17 protein-coding genes are annotated in these 20,825 nt (G+C 59.0%); 4 read left to right on the top strand and 13 right to left on the bottom strand.

Annotation, left to right across the window (positions count from 1 at the left end; all coding sequences use genetic code 11):
• From ACK4TM_RS11515 to ACK4TM_RS11505, 3 genes are all read right to left on the bottom strand, one after another.
• Nucleotides 1–387: hypothetical protein (locus tag ACK4TM_RS11515; protein WP_409701429.1), on the bottom strand; the 387-nt coding region annotated here is incomplete at its 3' end.
• Between the two features lie 14 nt (nt 388–401).
• Nucleotides 402–3,017: a hypothetical protein gene (locus tag ACK4TM_RS11510; RefSeq protein WP_409701426.1), complete on the bottom strand. Its 2,616-nt coding sequence runs from the start codon at nt 3,015–3,017 to the stop codon at nt 402–404.
• A gap of 73 nt (nt 3,018–3,090) precedes the next feature.
• Nucleotides 3,091–4,026, bottom strand: coding sequence for a PstS family phosphate ABC transporter substrate-binding protein (locus ACK4TM_RS11505; protein ID WP_409701423.1), 936 nt, complete (start codon nt 4,024–4,026; stop codon nt 3,091–3,093).
• Here ACK4TM_RS11505 and ACK4TM_RS11500 point away from each other — a divergent pair.
• Genes ACK4TM_RS11500 through ACK4TM_RS11485 form a run of 4 tightly spaced genes read left to right on the top strand, consistent with a single transcriptional unit; the run spans nt 4,025 to nt 6,735 of the window.
• Nucleotides 4,025–4,330: a hypothetical protein gene (locus ACK4TM_RS11500; RefSeq protein WP_409701420.1), complete on the top strand. Its 306-nt coding sequence runs from the start codon at nt 4,025–4,027 to the stop codon at nt 4,328–4,330. The two genes, ACK4TM_RS11505 and ACK4TM_RS11500, sit on opposite strands and share 2 nt — an antisense overlap.
• Complete coding sequence (locus tag ACK4TM_RS11495) at nt 4,305–4,709, top strand: ArsR/SmtB family transcription factor (protein ID WP_409701417.1); 405 nt, start codon at nt 4,305–4,307, stop codon at nt 4,707–4,709. Before ACK4TM_RS11500 ends, ACK4TM_RS11495 begins: the two co-directional genes overlap by 26 nt.
• Before the next feature lie 60 nt (nt 4,710–4,769).
• Nucleotides 4,770–5,846, top strand: a complete 1,077-nt coding sequence (gene arsB, locus ACK4TM_RS11490) for an ACR3 family arsenite efflux transporter (RefSeq protein ID WP_409701414.1) — start codon at nt 4,770–4,772, stop codon at nt 5,844–5,846.
• Nucleotides 5,847–5,889: 43 nt separating this feature from the next.
• Nucleotides 5,890–6,735, top strand: coding sequence for a VOC family protein (locus ACK4TM_RS11485; RefSeq protein ID WP_409701411.1), 846 nt, complete (start codon nt 5,890–5,892; stop codon nt 6,733–6,735).
• Nucleotides 6,736–6,737: 2 nt separating this feature from the next.
• Here the strand turns inward: ACK4TM_RS11485 and ACK4TM_RS11480 are convergent, their stop codons facing one another.
• From ACK4TM_RS11480 to ACK4TM_RS11435, 10 genes are all read right to left on the bottom strand, one after another.
• Nucleotides 6,738–7,817: a P-loop NTPase gene (locus ACK4TM_RS11480; RefSeq protein ID WP_409701407.1), complete on the bottom strand. Its 1,080-nt coding sequence runs from the start codon at nt 7,815–7,817 to the stop codon at nt 6,738–6,740.
• A gap of 9 nt (nt 7,818–7,826) precedes the next feature.
• On the bottom strand, nt 7,827–9,062 hold the full coding sequence (gene glp, locus ACK4TM_RS11475; protein ID WP_409701404.1) for a gephyrin-like molybdotransferase Glp: 1,236 nt from the start codon (nt 9,060–9,062) through the stop codon (nt 7,827–7,829).
• A gap of 6 nt (nt 9,063–9,068) precedes the next feature.
• On the bottom strand, nt 9,069–9,905 hold the full coding sequence (locus tag ACK4TM_RS11470; RefSeq protein ID WP_409701401.1) for a molecular chaperone TorD family protein: 837 nt from the start codon (nt 9,903–9,905) through the stop codon (nt 9,069–9,071).
• A 60-nt stretch (nt 9,906–9,965) separates the two neighbouring features.
• Entirely contained in the window at nt 9,966–11,120 is a 1,155-nt protein-coding gene (gene nrfD / locus ACK4TM_RS11465; protein ID WP_409701398.1) for an NrfD/PsrC family molybdoenzyme membrane anchor subunit, read from the bottom strand.
• 20 nt (nt 11,121–11,140) lie between these two features.
• Nucleotides 11,141–11,899 carry a 4Fe-4S dicluster domain-containing protein gene (locus tag ACK4TM_RS11460; RefSeq protein WP_409701395.1) on the bottom strand — a complete coding sequence of 253 codons (759 nt, stop codon included), beginning with the start codon at nt 11,897–11,899 and terminating at the stop codon, nt 11,141–11,143.
• A 14-nt stretch (nt 11,900–11,913) separates the two neighbouring features.
• Nucleotides 11,914–14,568 carry a molybdopterin-dependent oxidoreductase gene (locus ACK4TM_RS11455; RefSeq protein ID WP_409701392.1) on the bottom strand — a complete coding sequence of 885 codons (2,655 nt, stop codon included), beginning with the start codon at nt 14,566–14,568 and terminating at the stop codon, nt 11,914–11,916.
• Nucleotides 14,561–15,652, bottom strand: a complete 1,092-nt coding sequence (locus ACK4TM_RS11450) for a 4Fe-4S dicluster domain-containing protein (RefSeq protein WP_409701389.1) — start codon at nt 15,650–15,652, stop codon at nt 14,561–14,563. The genes ACK4TM_RS11455 and ACK4TM_RS11450 overlap by 8 nt, the downstream gene beginning before the upstream one ends.
• Before the next feature lie 181 nt (nt 15,653–15,833).
• Nucleotides 15,834–17,087, bottom strand: coding sequence for a sigma-54-dependent transcriptional regulator (locus tag ACK4TM_RS11445; protein ID WP_409701386.1), 1,254 nt, complete (start codon nt 17,085–17,087; stop codon nt 15,834–15,836).
• Nucleotides 17,080–18,504, bottom strand: a complete 1,425-nt coding sequence (locus ACK4TM_RS11440; RefSeq protein ID WP_409701383.1) for a sensor histidine kinase — start codon at nt 18,502–18,504, stop codon at nt 17,080–17,082. The genes ACK4TM_RS11445 and ACK4TM_RS11440 overlap by 8 nt, the downstream gene beginning before the upstream one ends.
• Nucleotides 18,505–18,508: 4 nt before the next feature.
• A complete protein-coding gene (locus ACK4TM_RS11435) occupies nt 18,509–19,531 on the bottom strand; it encodes a PhnD/SsuA/transferrin family substrate-binding protein (RefSeq protein WP_409701380.1) in 1,023 nt (340 codons plus the stop codon).
• Between the last annotated feature and the right edge of the window lie 1,294 nt (nt 19,532–20,825).

Raw genomic sequence — 20,825 nt, 5'->3', positions numbered from 1 at the left:
ATACAGCGTCCGGTTGGCGAAACCAAAATTATCCTCGATCTCTGCGCGCTGCGCATCGCTCAACCGCGCCAGCACGCTGCCACCGACCGTATAGGTGTTATAGCGTGTCGGCTCGCCCGCGGTCACCGTGCCATCGACCAGTTCGACCTGTTCAATCGGTTTGGGCCAGAATGTCGTGAAACCGTTCCACGCGATAATCGCCAGAAACCCAGCGATCAGGATGATGCCAATCGCCAGCGCGCCGCCAAAACCCCACAGTGCCGGTTCCCCCACCGCCGACAGATCGGCGGTAAAGCTGCGGACGCGCTTGCCGCCGGTGCGTGTGGCCGGTTTGCCAGTGCTGACGCCAATCGCGGCGGTCGAGATGCTGTCTTCTGGATTTGCCATGATATCGACCTCGTTTACAGGTTAGCCGAACGCTTGCGATAGCGTTGGCGGATCAGTTCGGCACCCGTGTTGATCACGAATGTCATGATGAAAAGCGTCAGCGCCGCAAGGAACAGCACGCGGTAGTTGGTGCCGTCCTTTACCGCCTCGGGCAATTCAATGGCGATGTTTGCCGACAGGGTGCGCAGACCGGAAAAGATGTTCCATTCCATGATCGGCGTGTTGCCGGCGGCCATGACGACGATCATCGTTTCACCCACAGCGCGCCCCATGCCCATCATCACGGCGGAAAACACACCCGATGCCGCTGTCGGCAGGACCACCCATTTGGCGGTCTGCCAAGGGGTCGCCCCGCTGGCAAGACTGCCCGCCCGCAGATGCCCGGGCACCGCGTTCAGCGCATCCTCGGCCAGCGTATACATCGCCGGGATCACCGCAAACGCCATCACGAAACCCACCACCAGCGCGTTACGCTGCTGATAGCTGTCCACGACATTGCCGCGCGGATCATAACCGATAGCGGTCAGCAAGGCGGCAACCACATAGCTAAGGATCACGGCCCCGACAAAGAACGCCACCCAGCGGATCGCATCCAACCGCCCTGCCGCCGCGCGGTCCATGCCGCGCATACGGTCGCGCAGCACATGGCCGAACAGCTTATGAAACCCCCATGACACAACCAGATAGGCCAGCGGCAATTGCAGCAGGAACATGAACGGCGTGCCGGTCCCCTGCCCGTTCGTCCAGCCTTTGAAATCGCCGTTGAACAACACCAATTCAAAGATCGGCCCGACCGTATAGGCAAACAGGCAAGACAGGATAATCGCGACACCCATCAGGATAAACTTCGGCATCCCGTCATATCGCAGGGCCAGTTGCTGCGGCAGCATCTGCCAGGCAAATGCCCCGATCATCAGCCCCATCGGCACGGCGATAAAGCCCAGCAGCACCGCGGCAATCCATTCCTCGACCAAGGGTGCCAGCACCAGTGCTGCCAGAAAGCCCAGCACAACGGTCGGCAGGCTTTCCATCAATTCCATCACCGGTTTGACAGTCGCGCGCACACCTTTATGCACGAATTCGGACGTATAGATCGCCGCCATGATCGCAATCGGCGTGGCGAACAGCATCGCATAGAACGCAGCCTTCAGCGTGCCGGCGATCAGCGGAACCAGCGAATATTTCGGCTCGAACAGATCGGTGCCGGATGTGGATTGCCAGGTGAACCCCGGCTCGGAATAGCCTTCATACCACAGGCGGCCAAAGATCACCGACAGCGACACTTCGGGGTGGGGTGAATTATACTGCCATGCATCGACATTGCCGAATGTGTCCAGCATCAGCACACCATCGCTGCGCGGGAACAGCATCGGGATCGCATCGATATCGGCGGGGCTGGTGCGTTCGAATTGATACAGCACCTCGTCCGATGTCGAGTAGCGTACCCAGACCGACCCGTCGGCAGACAAGGTTGTCAGCGTCTTGTCGCGGATCGCCTCTGACATGCCGATGATCGCGTCGCTTTGCGGTGTGTGGCTGCGGGCGCGGACCATTTCGAACCGGTCAGACCCGCGGGCGTTGGCGGGTTGCAGACGGAAGAACACATCGACGGACCCATCCTCGCCTCCTGACACAAGCGCCAGTTCCCCGTTGAGGAAATTCATCGAACTGATCCCGATGCCGTCATCAAAGGCGCGGAACCGTTCGGCCAATACGGGGTTGTTTTCGTCGCGGATATCAAAGCGATAGATCACACCGTCATCAGTGGATACAAACGCGCGGTCGCCGCCACTGGCCAGCAAGGCACCTGTCACCTCGACCCCTTCGTCAAGGCTCAAGGGCGGCAATTCGGTTGTTGTCGTGGTGACATCTTCTTCATTTGTCATCAGGTTGCGGCGGATCACAGACCGGCTGACCCGCGCGATACCTTCGGCATCGACCGAAATAAACGCACTGGTCGGACGCTCGGCGGTGCCGCCGGTGCGGTAATCCAGTGCGACGATGCGCGCATCGGAAATCTGTTCAGCCTCGCCTAATTCGTTGATCGGGATAATCGTGCGGAAATCACCGGTGCGGATCTGACTGTAAATCTGCCCGCCGGACACCAGATCACGGGCGTTCAATTCTCGCATGTCACTGGGCGCAGAGGCCGCCGGAACACTGCGATTGTCAAAAGCAATCTGACCGAACCGCACAGTGCCATTGGCAAAACCAACGGCGATATTGTTGCGGTCCAGCGTGCCGCCCACAGCGGTCACGATCGTCTCGCCAATCTCGAACTGGTCGGTCGCGATCACCTCGCCTGTGGCGACATGGAAGGTCGTGATCGACCCGTCACGGCCAACGGCGGTGGCAAGCGATTGAAATTCATCGGCATTCAGCCAGACTGCATCCGCAGCCTCGGGGACGGCATAATTGACCTGTCCCAATTCTTCGCCGGGGGACATCAGCGGTGCCACGACCCGGAACAAAAAGACCATGATGCCCAGAACGGCAACAATGACCAGCAAACCACCAACAGTGATGATCCACTTGGCAATACGGTCACCGTATATCACGCCCCATCGGGTGGACTTGCTACGCTTCACCGGCATCGCGTTTTGTTGCGGCTGGACATTCGTGTCGGTCATAAAAGCCCCCAGGCATTGTAAACGTCAAAATGGCAGGACGGCGATTGCGCCGCCCTGCCCGATGTCAGTCAGTTCAGTTGCTCAGACCGAACAGTTCCAGATCGGTGTCTGCAACAGCCGGCACGATCGGGAAGAACCCGGCGCGCAGCACGTCAGCCTGACCTTCCTGGGTGTAGACGTATTTGATGAACTCGGCGCGCAGCGGGTCCAGCGGCTCGTTCGGGTTCTTGTTGACGTAGATGTAAAGGAACCGTGCCAGCGGATAGAAACCGGACGCAGCGTTTTCGCCGGTTGCTTCATAGCAGGTCTCGCCGGGGCCGGCGGCCAAAGGTACAGCGCGCACGTCAGCGGTCATATAGCCCACACCGGAATAACCGATGGCATAAAGGTCGGAACCGACACCCTGCACAACGGTGGAAGAGCCGGGCTGTTCACGCACTTCGGCGCGGAAGTCACCGTCGAACAATGCCACTTCCTTGAAGTAGCCATAGGTGCCCGAAGCAGAGTTACGGCCGTAAAGCGCGATCTGCTGGTTGGCGAAATCACCTTCCATGCCCAGATCGGCCCAGGTGCTGATCGCAGCATCCGCACCACCGTTGCGGGTGGACGAGAACACGGCATCGACCTGCTGCATGGTCATGCATTCGATCGGGTTGTCTTTGTGAACGTACACAGCCAGCGCGTCGATTGCGCCACGGATCGGTGTGGGCTCATAGCCGTACCGGGCCTCGAATTCTTCGATCTCAGTACCGCGCATGGCGCGCGACATCGGGCCGAACTGGGATGTGCCCTGCACCAATGCCGGTGGGGCTGTGCCCGAACCAGCACCTTGCACTTCGATGGCAACGTTTGGATAGAAGCTGCGGAAGCCTTCAGCCCAAAGAGTCATCTGGTTGTTCAATGTATCCGACCCGATCGAGGTCAGGTTGCCCGACACGCCGGAAACGGCTTCGTAGCTTGGCAGGTCGGGGTGAACGGTGACCTGTGCGATTGCAGTAGTGGCCAACATGCTGGCCACAATTGCGAGGGAAGCGGCAGAACGTTTCATTGTCTCTCCTAAATCTGTGCTGAAAACGACACGTGGATGTCGGGTACCAATTCCGCATGACGGTTTTGCAAAAAATATATGTAAGTTTTATGACAATCCCCTCCATGGCGAGACGATCGCCGGCTTGCCATCGGCAGCCCATTTAGTGGCCGCTGCAGCGGCCCGTGCGCCAGGTGTCTTTAGTTGCAACGCAATTACGCTTGTCCAAGCGCCCCTTGCATCGTCGAACGCCGATCTGTATGTATCGGCTAACGGCGATATGTAGGAGAGACATTATGCTTGACCAAGAAACAATCACGCAGCACGAAGCGGCACTAATTGCGTCCATTGCAAAAGGCTTGGCGCATCCAGCACGAATCAGAATCGTTTCATTTTTACTGTCGCGTCCGGGCTGTATTGGAGGCGATATCGTGGATCAGGTCGGTCTGGCGCAATCGACGGTGTCCGAACATCTGCGAATTTTGAAAGATTCAGAGATCGTTCAAGGCACAATCGAATATCCGCGCATCTGTTATTCCCTGAATCCCGCCGCCCTGTCACCGATCAGAAAACTGATCGACACCATCGCGGCAAGATCGCCCGACAGCGATATCGAATGTCGCACGGCTGATGAACATGCGCTTACGGCAACCTCGATCGACTGACTGCATTGGCAGACGGAACCCGCGCGCCGCCAGAAATTGAATGCTATAAAGGAACATTAAATGCCTGTTTTTGAACGCTACCTGTCTGTCTGGGTAGCACTAGCGATTGTCGCCGGATTGGCGCTTGGCCAAATCGCACCCGCGCTGGTAAATTTTCTGGCTTCGTTGGAATATGGCTCGGTCAACTTCGTCGTCGCTATCCTGATCTGGTTCATGGTCTATCCGATGATGGTGTCAGTTGACTTCACGAGCCTCAAGCGGGTTCATGAACGCCCCAAAGGCATGATTATCACACTGGCTGTGAACTGGCTAATCAAGCCATTCACCATGGCCCTGCTGGGGTTGTTGTTCTTTGAATGGATCTTCGCCCCCTTCATCGAACCCGGCACATCAGGCCAATACATTGCGGGCCTGATACTGCTAGGGGCGGCGCCTTGCACTGCGATGGTCTTTGTCTGGTCACAACTGACCAAGGGTGATCCGAATTATACGCTCGCCCAAGTGTCGCTGAACGACGCGATCATGGTCTTTGCCTATGCGCCCATCGTGGCCTTGTTGTTGGGTGTCACGGATATCGTGGTGCCTTGGGCGACGCTGATCTTGTCGGTCGGGCTTTATGTCGTCATCCCCTTGACGGCGGGTATCGTCACGCGCTTCGTGATGACCCGCAGTGTGGCCAATCCGGCAGCGGGTGAAGCTGCGGTCGCCACGTTCACCGCGACGGTCAAGCCATTCTCGATCATCGGCCTGCTCGCAACTGTAGTCCTGCTTTTCGGCTTCCAGGGCGAGGTGATCCTGTCCCAACCACTAGTCATCGTGATGATCGCGATCCCGCTGTTGATCCAATCCTACGGCATGTTCGCGATTGCCTATTGGGCGGCAAAGGCGTGGCGCGTGCCGCATAACGTCGCCGCGCCTTGTGCCATGATCGGCACGTCGAATTTCTTTGAGCTCGCCGTCGCGGTCGCCATTGGGCTGTTCGGCCTGAACTCTATCGCTGCGCTTGTCACCGTCGTCGGTGTGCTGGTCGAGGTGCCGGTGATGCTTTCGCTGGTCTGGTTTGCGAACCGGACGCGCCACTGGTTCCCGGCCGAGGAAACGGCGATCCGCGAACGCAAATCTTCGGCTAAAACCTGATGCCTTCCAACCATGCCTATTCACCCCGATAAGGACTGAAATAATGCGTATTCTTTTCCTCTGCGTCGCGAATTCCGCCCGCAGTCAGATAGCCGAAGGCCTCGCCCGCGCCATGCTGCCCGCATCAATCGAGGTGGCCAGCGCCGGCTCCGCCCCTGGCCAAATCAATCCGCTGACGATTGAAGCCCTGTCCGAGGTGAACATCGACATCTACACCCAACGCGCGAAAGCACTGGAGGACGTAACACCCGAAACCGCCGATCTGATCGTCACCCTTTGCGCCGAAGAGGTCTGCCCCTTCGTCCCCGGCCCGGTGCGCCGCCTGCATTGGCCTATCACCGACCCGTCAGCCGCGGGCGACATTGCTGCGTTTCGCACTGCCCGCGATCAGATCAAGGCACGCATCGAGGTGCTGGTGGGGCTGATCGACGTGTCGGAAGGTCCGGCCGGAACCGAATTCCACGCCAGCCTGCGGGTGCGTGATCTTGCCGCCAGCACACGGTTTTACGCTTGGCTGCTAAATACATGGCCCAAGGAATGGACGCATCGCTATGCGACCTTCATCCGGCCCGATCTGAACCTGAACTTTGTCATCATGGTCGCGGATGATACCGTGCTGCATCACGACACGCTCTATCACCTTGGCCTTGCCCTACCCGACCGCGCGGCGGTGATCGACGTCTATCACCGGGCGGTGGCCATCGGCGCGCAGGTCTCAAAGCCACCCCGCACAACATGGAAAGGCACACCGCTGCATGAATTGTGGCTAACCGACCCCGACGGCACATTGGTCGAAATCTACGCCCGCCTGACGGCTGATGAACTGGCCACCATGCCCGCAGATCAGGCGCCGGATTATCTGGTCCCCGGCACCGCACCTGTGGCCTGAGGTCAGACCGCAGGCACCGCCTGCTCGGCTGCAGCGATCAGCCGGGCGGCAAGGCGGCCATAAGCCTCTGCCATCGGCCCCGTGCCCATGGCGACCGGCACGCCGTCTTCACCGGCGCGCATCACTTCCATCGCAAGTGGCAGTTCGGCTAGCAAAGGCAGGCCGAGCCGCGTTGCCTCGCGCGTGACACCACCATGGCCGAACAGATGCGCCTCATGCCCGCAATTTTCGCAGATATAGAAAGACATGTTTTCGATCAGGCCGATGACTTCGGTCTTCAGCTCGGCAAAAGCTGACAGCGCCTTTTTCGCGTCGATCAGTGCCATATCCTGCGGCGTGGACACGACAATCGCGCCGGTTACATCGAAATGCGTGCAAAGCGTTAGTTGCACATCGCCAGTGCCCGGCGGCATATCGACGATCAGCACATCCAGATCACCCCAGCGCACCTGCATCAGCAATTGCTGCAACGCGCCCATCAGCATCGGGCCGCGCCAGATCACCGCCTGCCCGTCCGGCAACATATTGGCGATCGACATAAAGCGGATGCCATGCGCCTCCAGCGGCAAGATCACCTTGCCATCGGGCGAAGCGGGCTGGCGATGCACGCCCATCATCTGCGACTGGCTGGGGCCATAGATATCGGCATCAAGCAGCCCGACTTTCCAGCCTTGCCGTGCCATCGCCACCGCCAGATTGGCCGAAACCGTCGATTTGCCAACGCCACCTTTGCCCGATCCGATCGCAAGGATGCGTTTCACACCGGGGATCTGGCTTTGGATCGGCGCGCCTTCGGGGTGGCGTCCGATGGTCATATTGGGCGGTTCTTTCGCCGCTTCATGCGCGGTGACGACGATCTGCACGTAGCTGACACCGGGAAGGGCCATCAGCGCCGTTTCGGCTGCGGATTTAACCTGCGTCAGCGTGGCGGCTTCGGCCTTGTCGCGCGCTTCCAGCACGAAACGCACTGTGCCTTGGTCGCAGGCCAGCGCCCGCACGCGGTCTTCAGAGACCAGATTGCCACCGCCGGGCAAGACAATCGTGGTCAGGCAGGCACGAATTTCGGTCAGTTCAGGCATCATAGGTCCAGTTCAAAAAGGCAGAAAGTCGATCAGATGACCGGCGGGCATATAGTCGGCATCGGCGGGGATCATTGCCAGACCGTCGGCTCGGGCAAGCAGGGCGATCCGCGCAGCAAAGGTCGGCGTCATCAATTGTGCCCGCGCCAGCCCGTCCGCGCCGGGGGGCAGCAGGGTCGCGGGGCGAAACTCCGCCCGCCCCGGCCTGCGGGACAGGTCAGCGTCCAGCCGGACTGTGGAAAACCTTAACCCCGGCGCAGCAATGCCCGCCCGCGCGCGCAGAACAGGCGCGCCAAGGCAGGTCCAAGTCACGAATGCTGCAACAGGATTGCCAGGCAACCCGACATAAATCGCATCCCCCAAACGCCCCAACCCGACAGGTTTTCCCGGCTTGATCGAGATGCGCAGCGCATCCACCTTACCGCCCGCCGCGCGCAACAGACGCGGCATGTGATCCTCATCGCCGTCGGCCATCCCACCGGTCGAGATGACCAGCTCAGCCCATCCCGCTGCCGCAATCAGCGCGGCGGCCAGCTGCGCGGGATCATCCGGAATCGCGCCCATGTCCCGCAATTCAACCCATGGGTCCTGCAATGCCGCGCCGAGCAGATAGCGGTTAGCGTTCCAGATCTGCCCCGGTGCCAGCGCCTCGCCCGGATCGCGCAATTCTGATCCGGTGCAGAACAACGCCACACGGACCCGGCGGAATACCGCGACATTTGCCGCACCTGTGGCAGCCAGCACACCCGCCTCGCGCGCGGCAATCACACGACCCAAGGGCAGTACTTCGCCGCCTTGCGGCAAATCCTCAGCCTGTTTGCGGATATTAATGCCAAGGCGGGGACGCTCAAGCAAGGTGATCCTGTCGCCATCACGCTGCACATGTTCCTGCATGACGATGCAATCCGCGCCAGACGGCACAGCCGCCCCGGTCAGGATGCGCAGGCACGCCCCTTGCGGCAGGTGCATCCCCGCATCTCCGGCCGCCACACGTCCGGCGACTGACAAATGCCAAGGCCCGGTCCCGGCAAGATCCGCAAGCCGCAATGCATAGCCATCCATCGCTGAATTATCAAACGGCGGCAGTGGCAGCGGCGATATTGCAGGCCGTGCCAGCACCCGCCCTGTGGCCTGTGCCAAGGGTAGCCTGTCCACCGCCGTCACCGCCTTTGCCAGCGACAGGCCGATGGCCTGCGCCTCTTGCCAGCTTATCAACGGAGCGGGGGCGGATGTGGTGCAATCCTTCATATCATCCTAACGATTGGCGCGTCGCGCCTCAAACACGTCCTGATCCCAGCCGTCATTGGCGGCGACGTGATCCCAGGCCAGACCGTCGCGGTCGAGCATAAAGGCAATTTCAGCCAGATCGCTGGCGGTAAGCGCACCGACCCCGCGGGCTGATCCGGCGGGGAGTTGCGCCAGACCGGCCTTGATCTCAGCCATTTCAGGGGCAGCGGTCAAACCTTCGACCGCCAGCCAGATGATCCGCGCCAGATGCGCATAGACAGGGTTCACGCCATGATTGCGGCTGGCAGTCTCCAGATCGCGCAGGAACGGCGTGATCCAGCGACACAGGTAATAGGTGATGATCTGATCGGCCTGCGACAAATAGGCACGCGCACCGATATCTTCGCCGCCTTGCGCCTTTTGCCCCGCTTGTTCGTAAAGCAACGCTAAAAAGTCCGCCTGCACACCGACCGTATCATTGAGGTCGCGAAAATGGTCATGGCGTTCGAAGCCATGCGCCGCGTAGGCCTTTTCAAGCGCCTGTGCCGCGGCACCCTGCAAGCCGCCGTCGATATAAAAACAGGTATTGACCATCACTGGCGTCGGCGGTGTCAGAAACAACGCCGCATAAAGTTTCTGCAAAGCCAGCGGATCGCGCAATTGCGAAGCAGCCGCGCGGAAGGCGGCAGTCTCTTCGCCGAGTTGTAGGCCAAGTTCTTCGGCAATTGCCGCAAGATCATCGGGCAAATCGGTCTGGAAAGCGCGCAGATAAGCATCATCCGTGCCCGGTGGCGCAAAGGCACGCGCAAGGCAAAGCCAGAAATCGCGCTTGGCATAGGCTGTGGCGGCGATTGAATTCAACATCTTATCCCTCCGGGAATTGCGTGAAGCCGGGTCATGCGCCCCGGCCACTTGGTTGCGCCATCACGCGCGGTCTTCGGCGCCCAATTGCCATGCGGCGAAAGCATAGACGCTGTTGGCCAGCCCCACCGCCAGCACCAGCAAGGCCCATTCCCCGACAGAGGGGCTGTAGTGCAGCAATTCCGGTGCCCAGGTGCCTTTAAACAAAGGCACCTGCTGGCCGCCGATGATGAATTCATAGCGGCTGATCAGCAGCCCGACCATCACCAGAAAAGCAGCCAAAATCTGGATCATGCCGTTGGAACGGGTCGCGCGTAGCACCATCAGCGCAAAGGGCAGCGCGATGCAGCCCCACATGGCAAAGTGGAACAGCGGGTTGGCCACCAGATATTGCCAGACCTGCATCCCTTCGGCATTTGACCACAGGCCGGTCACCGCGCGTCCGGCATGCAGGATAAAGTGCAGACCAATGGAAATCGCGAACATCCGCGCCAGCGTGCCTTCGAACAACAGCCGGGTTTCCGGGCGCATATTGCCATGGTTGAACCCGTTCTTAAGGTGGCTGAAAAACACCGTAAAAGCCAGCGCCCCAATGAAGCTTTCGATCAGGAACACCACAGGCACATCGCCGCCAAACCACATCGGGCGCATCGCCATCATGCCGTAAACCGACCCTGCAACCAGCGTAACGATAAACGCGAGGGCCGCCAAAGGGATCATCAGGACGCTGCCTTTATCTTCGCGGGTGTTGATCTTCCCCAGAAGGACCAACGCCAAGAGTGCCGAATAGGCCGCGACCAGCAGCACCTTCCAGAACAGGGGCGACGCGGTTTGCAGGTTCAGCGGTGTAGCCCAGATCGCCACGAACGGATTACCCAGTTCCAGAAACAACACCGCAACCCCGCCGATGATCGCCGCAAAAGCCAGCCACAGGCAGCGCCGGGCGACGGACCGAAACTCCTCCAACCCGAAGACATAGTAAAGCGAAGCCACCATCACCAATCCGGTCGAGGTCAGCAAAAAGTAGTCATAAACGACGATCGCAAAGCCCCAGAAAACCCCCGCATTGGTGGTGTTGAACTGCACCTTGCCAAAGGTGAACAGCTCATAAAGCACATAGCCCCCGCCAATTGCGAGCAGGACCAGCGCCACCACCAGATGCATTGCAAAGTGATTGCCCCGTGGTGCGCCGGGGGCGGTATCTGTCATCATAGTCATTTTTCATTCCCTCCCATAACTCAGGACCGGCGCGAGCGGTTGCCCGGCACCACAGGTGACCCGCCACCCGACAGGTAATAGACCTTGGGCTTATTGCCGGTCTCTTCTTTCAGGCGCACGCCACCTTTGTCAGCGATCAACTGATTGACGTAGCTGTCGGGGTTATCCAGATCGCCAAAGAAACGTGATTTCGGCGCACAGACCCGCACGCAGGCCGGAGTAAATTCCTTTGTCTCTGGGTTGTCTTCGTCCAGATCGGCGACACCTTCGGGGGCTTGGCTGATCTTGTGATAACAAAAGGTGCATTTGGACACGACGCCCTTGGGCTGGATGCCGATCCCCTTGGACGCATCCTCGTATTCATCGGGCATCTTGAAGGGCGGGTTCCAGGTTCGTTTGCCATCGCCGGGATAGGTGGCTTTGACATCGGGTTGCACCACAGGCGCTTCGTCCATGTAGAAGCGGACGCCATAGGGGCAGGCGACCATGCAATATTTACAGCCAATGCATTTGTTCCAGTCCACCAGCACGACGCCAGTGCCTTCGTCCACATAGGTTGCCTTGGTCGGGCAGACGGATACGCAGCTTGGATTTTCACACTGCATGCATGGGCGCGGCAACCACGACAGGTTCAAATGCGGATATTCGCCTTCGGAATAGAAAAGCACGTCCTGCCAGTTCTCGCCCGGAAGGCGGTTGTTTTCCATCGCGCAGGCCGTAGTGCAGGCCTGACACCCTGTGCAGGTTTCCAGGTCAATGACCATTCCCCATTTTGCCATAATCGTATCCTCCCTCAGGCCTTGGTCACGTTGACCTTGCTGGAATAATAGTTCGCCTGTCCGGTGATACGGTCAGACACGTTCACGGTCGCTTCGCCCGCATGTTCGGTTGGCACCGCCTTGGACCAGCGGCCCGCAGCCCAATGGCCATATTCCATCGGCAGCACGATCGTATCGGGCCGTACGCCCTGAAAATACCGCGCCGTCACCTCGACCGAGCCAACATCAGAGGTGATCTTGATCCGGTCGCCATCGCTGATGTTGCGCGCACGCGCGGTATCGGGATGGATTTCGCAGAACGCCTGCCCGCGGCCACCGATGGTGGGTTGCAGATGCGCGATCACCATCGGGATGTTGTGCCCGCGACCTTCGGCATGCAGCGCCACTTTGGGCGTGACCAGATGCAGATCGCCGCCACCGTGATGCACCGGCTCTTCCCAGATCGGGAACATCAGATTGGCCGGGTCTCGCCCGGTTTTCTCCGCGATCCAATCAGAGTTTTGCTCCATCAGGCCAGAGCGGAATTCGAACTTGCCAGATGGTGTCGGAAACACGATCTGTTTCACCTCTTCCGGCGTCATCTCGATACTGTAATCCGTGCCATCCCATTTGTAGAACGTGCCACCGATCTGGCGATAGATGTAACGGCGCTTGTACCAGACGCCCTTTTCCTTCCACGATTCAAAATCATTGACCCCGTTGTCACCCGGATCGTCACGGAACCCTTCGGCCAGGTGGCGCAGCACGTTTTCGGTATCGCCAAGTTCGCGGTAATATTCGCCCATCGGCCCTTTGATCCGCTTGCCAATCTCGATCAGCACATCGCCGTAATATTTGGTGTCATGGATTGGCTCAATCGCGGGGACCCGCAGCTGGGTCATGGGGAAGCCCTGGAACGGATAGGTCGGCGAGTCCTGCAAGCGTTCCAGATAGGTGTGATCTGGCAGGATGAGATCTGCGTAATGCCCGGTTTCCGACGGGAACGGCGAAGTGTCGATAATGAAGACGTCTTTTAGCGCCTCTTCCCAGACCTGCCCGTTCGGAGCGGTCCAGATCGGGTTGGTCAGGTAGAACATCATCGTGTCGAGCTTGTAGGGATCACCCGCCAGATGGTTCGGCCCGACATCCTGCATCATGTTGTTGGCCATGAGATAGCCATCCTCATGCCCCTTTTTGTCGATGCGAGGAAAATCCTTCCAATTGCCGTTCTGTGCCCAGTCATCCATGTAGTCGTTGGCATCGGCAGGCATCGGGCCATAGCTGGGGCCCATCTGTCCCATCATGCCGCCTTTGGCATAGAAAGCCCCCACGAGCGCATTCAACGAATGGATGGCCATGCCGTTATAGATGCCGTTCGAATGGGCATGCGCGCCGCGTTCGTAGATTGCCATGGCCGGGCGCGTGGTGCCGAATTCACGCGCGACGGTGCGGATCGTCTCAGCCGGTATATCTGTCAGCTCTGCCGCCCATTCGGGGCTGCGGTCCTTCAGTTCGATATTCCACCATTCGACAAGCCCATGCACCCAGCGTTCATTGAACCGACCGGTAGCTACATTGGGGACCGGCCCGTCTGCGGGTTCATCATCATAGACCAGCGCATCAAGTGGAACGACAGTGCCGCCTTCGGGCGAATCGAGCGACGGCTCCTGCGGAAGGTTAGCCTCTTGATCAACGCTGGTGCTGTTTGGCACGGGCTGGGCTGTCGCGGCAACTGGCACGTCCTGACCGGGAACGAAGCGGTTCACACCGTCGTCGAAATCGCCAACAAAGCTTTTCTCCCACAGCCCTTCGGCCAGGATGACATGAGCGATTGCCAGCGCCAGCGCACCATCCCGGCCCGGCTTGATCAACAAGGCGCGGTCGGATGCCGCAAGCGTGGTGTTCATATGCACATCAACAGCCGTCACGCGGGTTTTCGGCGTCTTGCGGCCACGGATATGGCCCCAGACCTGCATGTTGTTGTTATAGGGGCGGAACGCCTCCAGAAACCCTACGCCGAACATCAGGATATAGTTGGTATTGTTGTAGTCGTAAGAATTATAGGCGGCGTTGCCCTCAACCATTTTTTTGGAAATAATCGATCCGTCCGAACACATCGAGCTATGCCCGATCGCCACGTTGGGCGATCCGTAAAGCTGACCGAAAGCGCCGTGCAGCCCGGCACAGGACGCCCCCCAGCCACGGCCATAAAGCAACGCAAAACGGTGGCTTTCACCAGCATCGCGCAGGTTGTTCAAGCGGCCTGCGACGGTATCCAGCGCCTCGTCCCACGAAATCGGCACGAAACCAGGATCTTCATCGCGGCCCTTGCTGGGGTTGGTGCGCTTCATCGGGCCGCGCCAGCGGTCTGGGTCATATAGGACATAGGTCCCAAGCGGCCCCTTGGGGCAGAGTTTGCCGTTCGAAATCGGGTGATCCGCCGTGCCATAGATCGCATGCACCCGGCCATCGGTGGTGTAGACGTCGATGCCGCAACGCGCCGGGCATTGGTGACAGATGTTCTTGGTGATCACCGTATTGGGTTTGGCGCGCGCGGTCTGCGCCTCGGCGCTGGTCGCTTCCATTCCGGTGCCGGGTATGCCGACAACGGCAGCGGCGGTCGCCGCGCCGGTCACACCTGTGGCCTGAAGAAACCTGCGGCGGCTGACATTGGTGTTGATTTCATCCATGTGGATATTCCTCCCCTTCGTGCAAAATCTTGTGTTGGCGCCGCATCAGACCATGGCCAAGTGCTGCGATAGCGTTGTCGCGGGCACAGGCGGTGCAGGTGGACTGGCCGACGTTGGGTGTGAAGCGTGACCGGCAGCGGCTGCAGGTCGCGCGGGGTTCGGTCAGAAGAACATCAGATCCGGTAAAATGCCCTGATTCAGCAGGCTCGAAGGCAATCAGGCCGGTCGCGACGCAGATACCGCATTCTGTGCAAGCGGTCGGATCAAAGATCAGCGCGCGGCTTGCCGCATCCTCGGTCACTTTCAGCGCATTGGTGGGGCAGAGGCGCGCCAACACATTCAAATCGGCAACCGGGCCGGTCACCTGCGCCTTCGGGAAAAGGCTGCGCGGCACGGCGTTCGTTCCCGCAATCCTGGCAAGCTGCGCTGCGCGCTGTGCAAGCCGCGGCGTGACGGTTTTGTCAGGGATGTTATCGACGGGAACGTTGAGCGCATCATTGTCCGCCAGCGCGTTGAACAATCTGCGCCGCGATGGGTTATCGGTGGGGGCTTGCGGCGCAGGCTTGGCGCGCCAGTCCGACAAAGGCTCTTGCGCGACATGCACCCGCTGCGGCACATCAAGTAATGCCATTTCTGCATTCATTTCACCCACCGTCTGCGCCCAAGGCGTCGACACGCCGCCCGAAAGCGCACAATCACGGCACCAGCCACGATCCACCAGCGTCACATCACCCTGCTCCAGCGCCGCGCGCAAATGCCCATCGGTCAATCCGCCCAAACAGGGCACTGCACGCCCTGCGGGCTTGCGGACGCGGGCACAATCCAACCGCGCGGCTGGACCGAAAAACGCGACATTGATCGCACCCGTCGGACAAGACGGCGCGCAAAGCCCGCAGCCAGAGCAGGCCTCCACTTGAATGGTCACATCCCGGCCGTGAATGGCGATCGCATATTCAGGGCACGCCACAGCACAGGCGTTGCAGGCGGCATCGGGCCGCTGCACCGTCAGACATGCCGACAAGGCAAGCCGCATCGGCACAGCTGACGCGTTTCGCGCAGTATTTCTGGCGCGGATGGCTGTCATGATCCCTCCCTGGCGGCAGGTGCATTGCTGCACGTGCTGGCTTGGTCCCCGAGTGCAGGATAGCAGATTGCATGCCGCGCCATACCGAAACACACGGTGGATTACGTCGCATATCCCACTGATTTTTATGTATATATCAGGGCGTCCGGATTTCCGGACGCTTGCGTCCGACATGCTTGCGTCAAGATTGCGGATCAATCCCGAGCTTTTGCATCTTGTCCCACAGGGTAGACCGGCCGACCTGCAGCAGCTTTGCCGCTGCGGTCAGCGACCCGTTACAATGCGCCAAGGCCCGTTCGATCTGCGCTCTTTCAGCAGCATCGCGGGTTTCGGCCAAAGGCACAAAGCTGCCATCGTTGGGGCTACGAGCATCGCCGACACCTTCGGGGAAAAGGTCGGTGGGGAACAACATGTCCCCCTCCGCAACCGCCATCGCTCGCATCAATCGGGACCGTAATTCGCGCCCGTTTCCCGGCCACCCATAGACCCGCGCAGCCGTATCGGCCTGCGCAGACACACCCCGCAAAGGGTGGGCACGGCGCGCATTCATCCCGTCAAACAGCCGTGCCAGCAGCCATGACACATCATCAGGGCGCGCGCGAAGCGGCGGGATCGTGACCGGTAGAACCGAAAGGTGAAAATAAAGATCGGGCCGCAGATCACCGGGGCTAAAATCCGGCCCTGCGGTGACAACCAACCGTGGACCGCCGTTGCCTGACCACATCCTTGCCAATAGTGCGCTTTGCAATGCGTCAGAGGCGGCGGTGATCTGTTCCAGCAGGATCACACCCTCGCCTGCCCGTGCGAATAGCCCGGTTTGGGGCGTAAACAGCGTATCATGCAGCACATTGGCACTGTCGCGGGTCAGATCGCACGTCACAAAGGGCGCAGCACAGCGGTCCGACAGACGGTGCAGGCGTTGCGCGACAGCACGTTTGCCGGTGCCTGCCTCGCCCAGCAGCAGCACCGGTTCATCACGGGCTGCGACGCGCACCAGATCCGCATCCAGCGCCTTGCAAGCTTGTGAGACGCCGAACCACGCCCCGGTTCCTGCATCGGGCAAAGGCGCTGTCACCTGCACCAACCGGGATATGATATCAGTGATCTCGAACGGCTTGAGGACGTAATCCGCGGCACCTGAACGTAACAAGCGCACCGCTTGATCGGTCGCACCGGCACCAGTCATAAAGACAAAAGGCGGCGGATGGCCATGATCGCACAGGCGCAGAAACAGGTCCTCGCCCGACCCATCGGGCAAACGAATATCACAAAGCACTGCGTCAAAAGGGATACGCGGCGTCCGCAATGCCCCAAGCGCGCGGTGCAGGGTTTTATGCCAGACGACCCTTGCGCCTTCCAGCTCCAGTCGTTGTAACAATGACGCGCCCATGATCTCGTCATCTTCGATCAGCGCGATATGACGGCCTTCAAGCATCGTCTTGGGTCCACAGTGACAAATCAACCTCGATCATATGATGGCCGGCGTCAGTCTGACCAAGCGCGATCCGCCCGTCCAGCTGGTTTACCAGATCGCGGACCAACCGCAGACCCAGACCGCCCCCCGGCTCTACCGGATCATCGCTCAGCAACCGGGGCCGTAGATGCGCGGGCAGACCGGGGCCACTATCCCAGATACGCAGGTGCATCATCTGATCCCGCGCCGCAACATGTAGACCCAAGCGCCCGTCCACAGGCGTCGCGCCCGCAGCGTTCAGCAACAAATTAAGAACGATCTGGCGGACCGGGCCTGCAAACAAACCGCTGCAATCAGCGTTGGTGATTGCGACATGCCAATCAAGGCTCTGGTTCAGCCGCTCGACCTCTGGCCGGATCAGCTGGTGCAGGTCATCAAAATCCGCAGGTGTCAAGGGCAGTGCGGATTGATCGCTGCGGTGCATATGCAGCGTCGTCTGCACCACCTCGCGCATCTGTTTCAATCCACGTTCCAGAATACCGGCAGACTGCTGCACGACATCGGGACGATCTGGATAGCGTTGCAATGTATCGGTGGCGTTTAGCAGACCACCCAGCGGATTGTTGATCTCATGCGCCAGCGTCCCGGCAAGACGGCCAAGGCTGACGAACCGTTCGCGTTCCGATAGCCGCTTTTCGGTCAGACCACGCGCCTCTACCGCACGGATCATACCGTTGTAGGTCTGGTAGAGATTGGCGAGTTCGGTGTCATATTGCGGGATCATCGCCTCTGGAAAGGCGCGCGACGCGCCACCGGGCTGTGACATCTCGCGCGACAGTCGCCCGATCGGAGCCAGCACCCGGCGGATTAGGACGTATCCAGCGGACGCCAGAACAAGCGTCGCCGCCAGATTGCCCGCTATCAGCCAAAACCATGTCTGGCGCCGTTCTGCGGCCAGTTCGGTAACGTCAAAGTCGATGATCAAGGCGGCGATTGTCCGGCCCTGAAAGTCAACATTCTGCCGCAAGGAAATCTGATCCTGCGCGCTGTCATAATTGAGTTGTCCGACAGGCGTTGCCGCATTAATCAGGGCAACGCCCGGCGCACCGACCGGATGGATATCCGGCTGCGTGGCTACAATCACCCTGCCCTGCTCATCGACAAGTGCCGCAGCAACGGGGGAAAAGCCACCGACTCGCTGCGTGGCGCGGTCCAGCACATCGAACATTTCCCAAATGTCCTGACGCTGGATCAACGGCGCCAGCGTCGTTGATAAAGTCGCAAATTCCGATTGCGCCAGATCGGAAAGCTGGCGTTCCTGCGACCGCACCAGCGCGGTCAAAACAAGCTGCGAGGCGATGATCCCCATCACCACCATCAGCCCAGAGACCATCAAAGGCACCCGCACACTTAGCGGCAAGGTCAAACGCAGCGGCATCCGGTCAATCCCGCTCCGCAACACGGGACATCAACGCCGCGATGCTGTCAAAGCTGTCAGGCTGCGGCAAAGCAAAGCCATCCAGTTGCAGCTGGCCCAAAACATTGCGCCCAGACGCAGTCTGATCCAACGTGAACAGCGCATCGTTGATGGCGCGCGTGGCCGATGCATTGCGCGCTTCAGTAGCAAAGACAAAGGGCGGAAATCCGTGCCAGCCTGATCGCCACAAGACCCGCGTCTGCGCAATCAGTTCCGGCTCTGTGCGGGCCAATGCGTCGTAGACATAACCATCGACGCTACCCGATGTCGCAAGCCGCCGCGCGACGGCGCGCACTACATTGCGATGTCCAAAGGTGAAAAAGCTGCGCGAGAAATAGCCATCGGGCCGCTCGTTGCGTGCCACAAGTTCAGCAACGGTCACAAGGTGCCCTGAATTTGAGTCGGGATCGGAGTAAGCATGAATATCTCCACGCAAGTCAGCAATCTCGCTCGCCTGCCGGTCATCAGCTGTGATGATGTAACCACGATACCGCGGCGCACCGTTCCAAACCGGTAAAGCAAGCGCCTGCAATCGATCCGCGTGCTGCAATAAGGGATAACCGCAAAGCCAGGCGGCATCCAATTCGCCCAGCAATAATAATGCCACAACCTCTTTGTAGGTGCGTCGCTGGACAAATTCTGTGGCGTGACCGGTCACGGCCTGAATGTGATCGCGCAGATATTCCAGCACCACCCATTCGTTATCAAGAAAAACCGGGGTCAGACCAATGCGCAAAGGCAGTGCGTCTAGTGCCATCACTCTGTGCGAAGCGCATATAGCGCCACCTATTGCAGCCAAGAAGTATCGCCGGTCAGAGGCATATTTTATCATTTTACCAATCCTAAGCACGACCTTAATCCAGTTACCGAATCCATGCCACCGCAGACCACCGGTCTGATCAAGGGCTTCAACTTGCCTCCAGGGCAAGTTTAGATGTGGTAATCCGTCGAGCGGATCATACTGGGCACCAATGGAGATTTCGGGCACTCTTTAAATTGACAGATGGCAATCGCCAGAAAATCAAACACTATTGGTTCCCATCTGGGTCGGAATGGAAACCTAAATTTCAGCAAAAAATGACGCACATTACTTCAAATTAACGGCAAGGAGAGGCGCGCCCAGATCCCATGAAGCTCTGTTTTAAGTTCATCGCGGTTTCGAATTAAAGCCCATGCATGCCCCCACAGAGCCTATGGGTGGTCCCGATCTCACAACAATGCCAATCATTATCTTCTATCCCGCAGATCAATATCAAAGAGCGCATAACATCTGTTTCGAAGTCAAGTGACAGGGTGAGCTGGTCTTCTGCACGGATACAAATCATGACATGGTCCACCACGTTGCCCTCTTGGCAATTCTTTCCCCACCGCTGAATACGTTGTCTGAGACGACGCGGTCGACCGTCCCCTCGGGCTTTGCAACTGTGGTAAACAAACATGTTGAAGCGCCAGGAAGCGATGCGACGTCACCATCACAGCCCGGTGCCAGAAATCATGACCGTTCTGCATTGATTTGGTCGGATTGGTGGGAATGAACGTAAATAAAGCTCAAAAATCGACCTTTATTTACGTCCATCCGTATATATCACCTAAATTTCGGCGAAACGGCACATGCTTGTAGGGACCGAGTTTCAGCCTGAAGGCATTCGATTTCTCGCAGATCACCAATAAAAGGTTCATAAATGCACAGAACCCCTTCAATCAGTGGCCAAGTAAGCGTTGACAAGACGTAAAATACTGATAATATTTACTTATTTATAATTCTCAGCTTAAGGAAAACCTTGTGTAGCAGAATCCGCAAATCGTCCGTTAACCGAGCTGTCAAAGCTTTGAGTGCTCGACAATATAGGGTTACGGCCAAAAACGGGTGTTTTCCCACTGCTTTTAGGATCGGTCCCTAAGCTTGGCACGCGCTTCAAGATTGACGGAAACGACATATGTGCATCGAGGCACATCACTGGTCGAGACCGCCTATTTTGTGACTTCGATCATGCAACCTTCGCTACGTTTAGCGCCAGTGACGCTGCCTGCCGAACCTTGCACAACCGCGACCACGCCACCAAGATTGCCCGTGCTCACGACTGAAACCTCGACAGGTGACCACGGGAGAAATGAACGAGGTGTGTTGGCGACCTGTCTCATGATCTTCAGTCAAACCAGAGCTGGACCTGTCGCGTATTTGTGCCGCTCCAAGTGCTCGTTTAAGCCACCTTCCGTTCGAAGGCGACAGGGCTTTTCCAGCCCAGTGTTGAATGGCGTCGTCGCGGATTATAGAACCCGTT

The sequence above is a fragment of the Yoonia sp. genome, from assembly GCF_046292185.1.
Classification (GTDB): domain Bacteria; phylum Pseudomonadota; class Alphaproteobacteria; order Rhodobacterales; family Rhodobacteraceae; genus Yoonia.
Note: the sequence above shows the minus strand (reverse complement) of the source record. Positions and strands in the feature narration are given on the sequence as shown.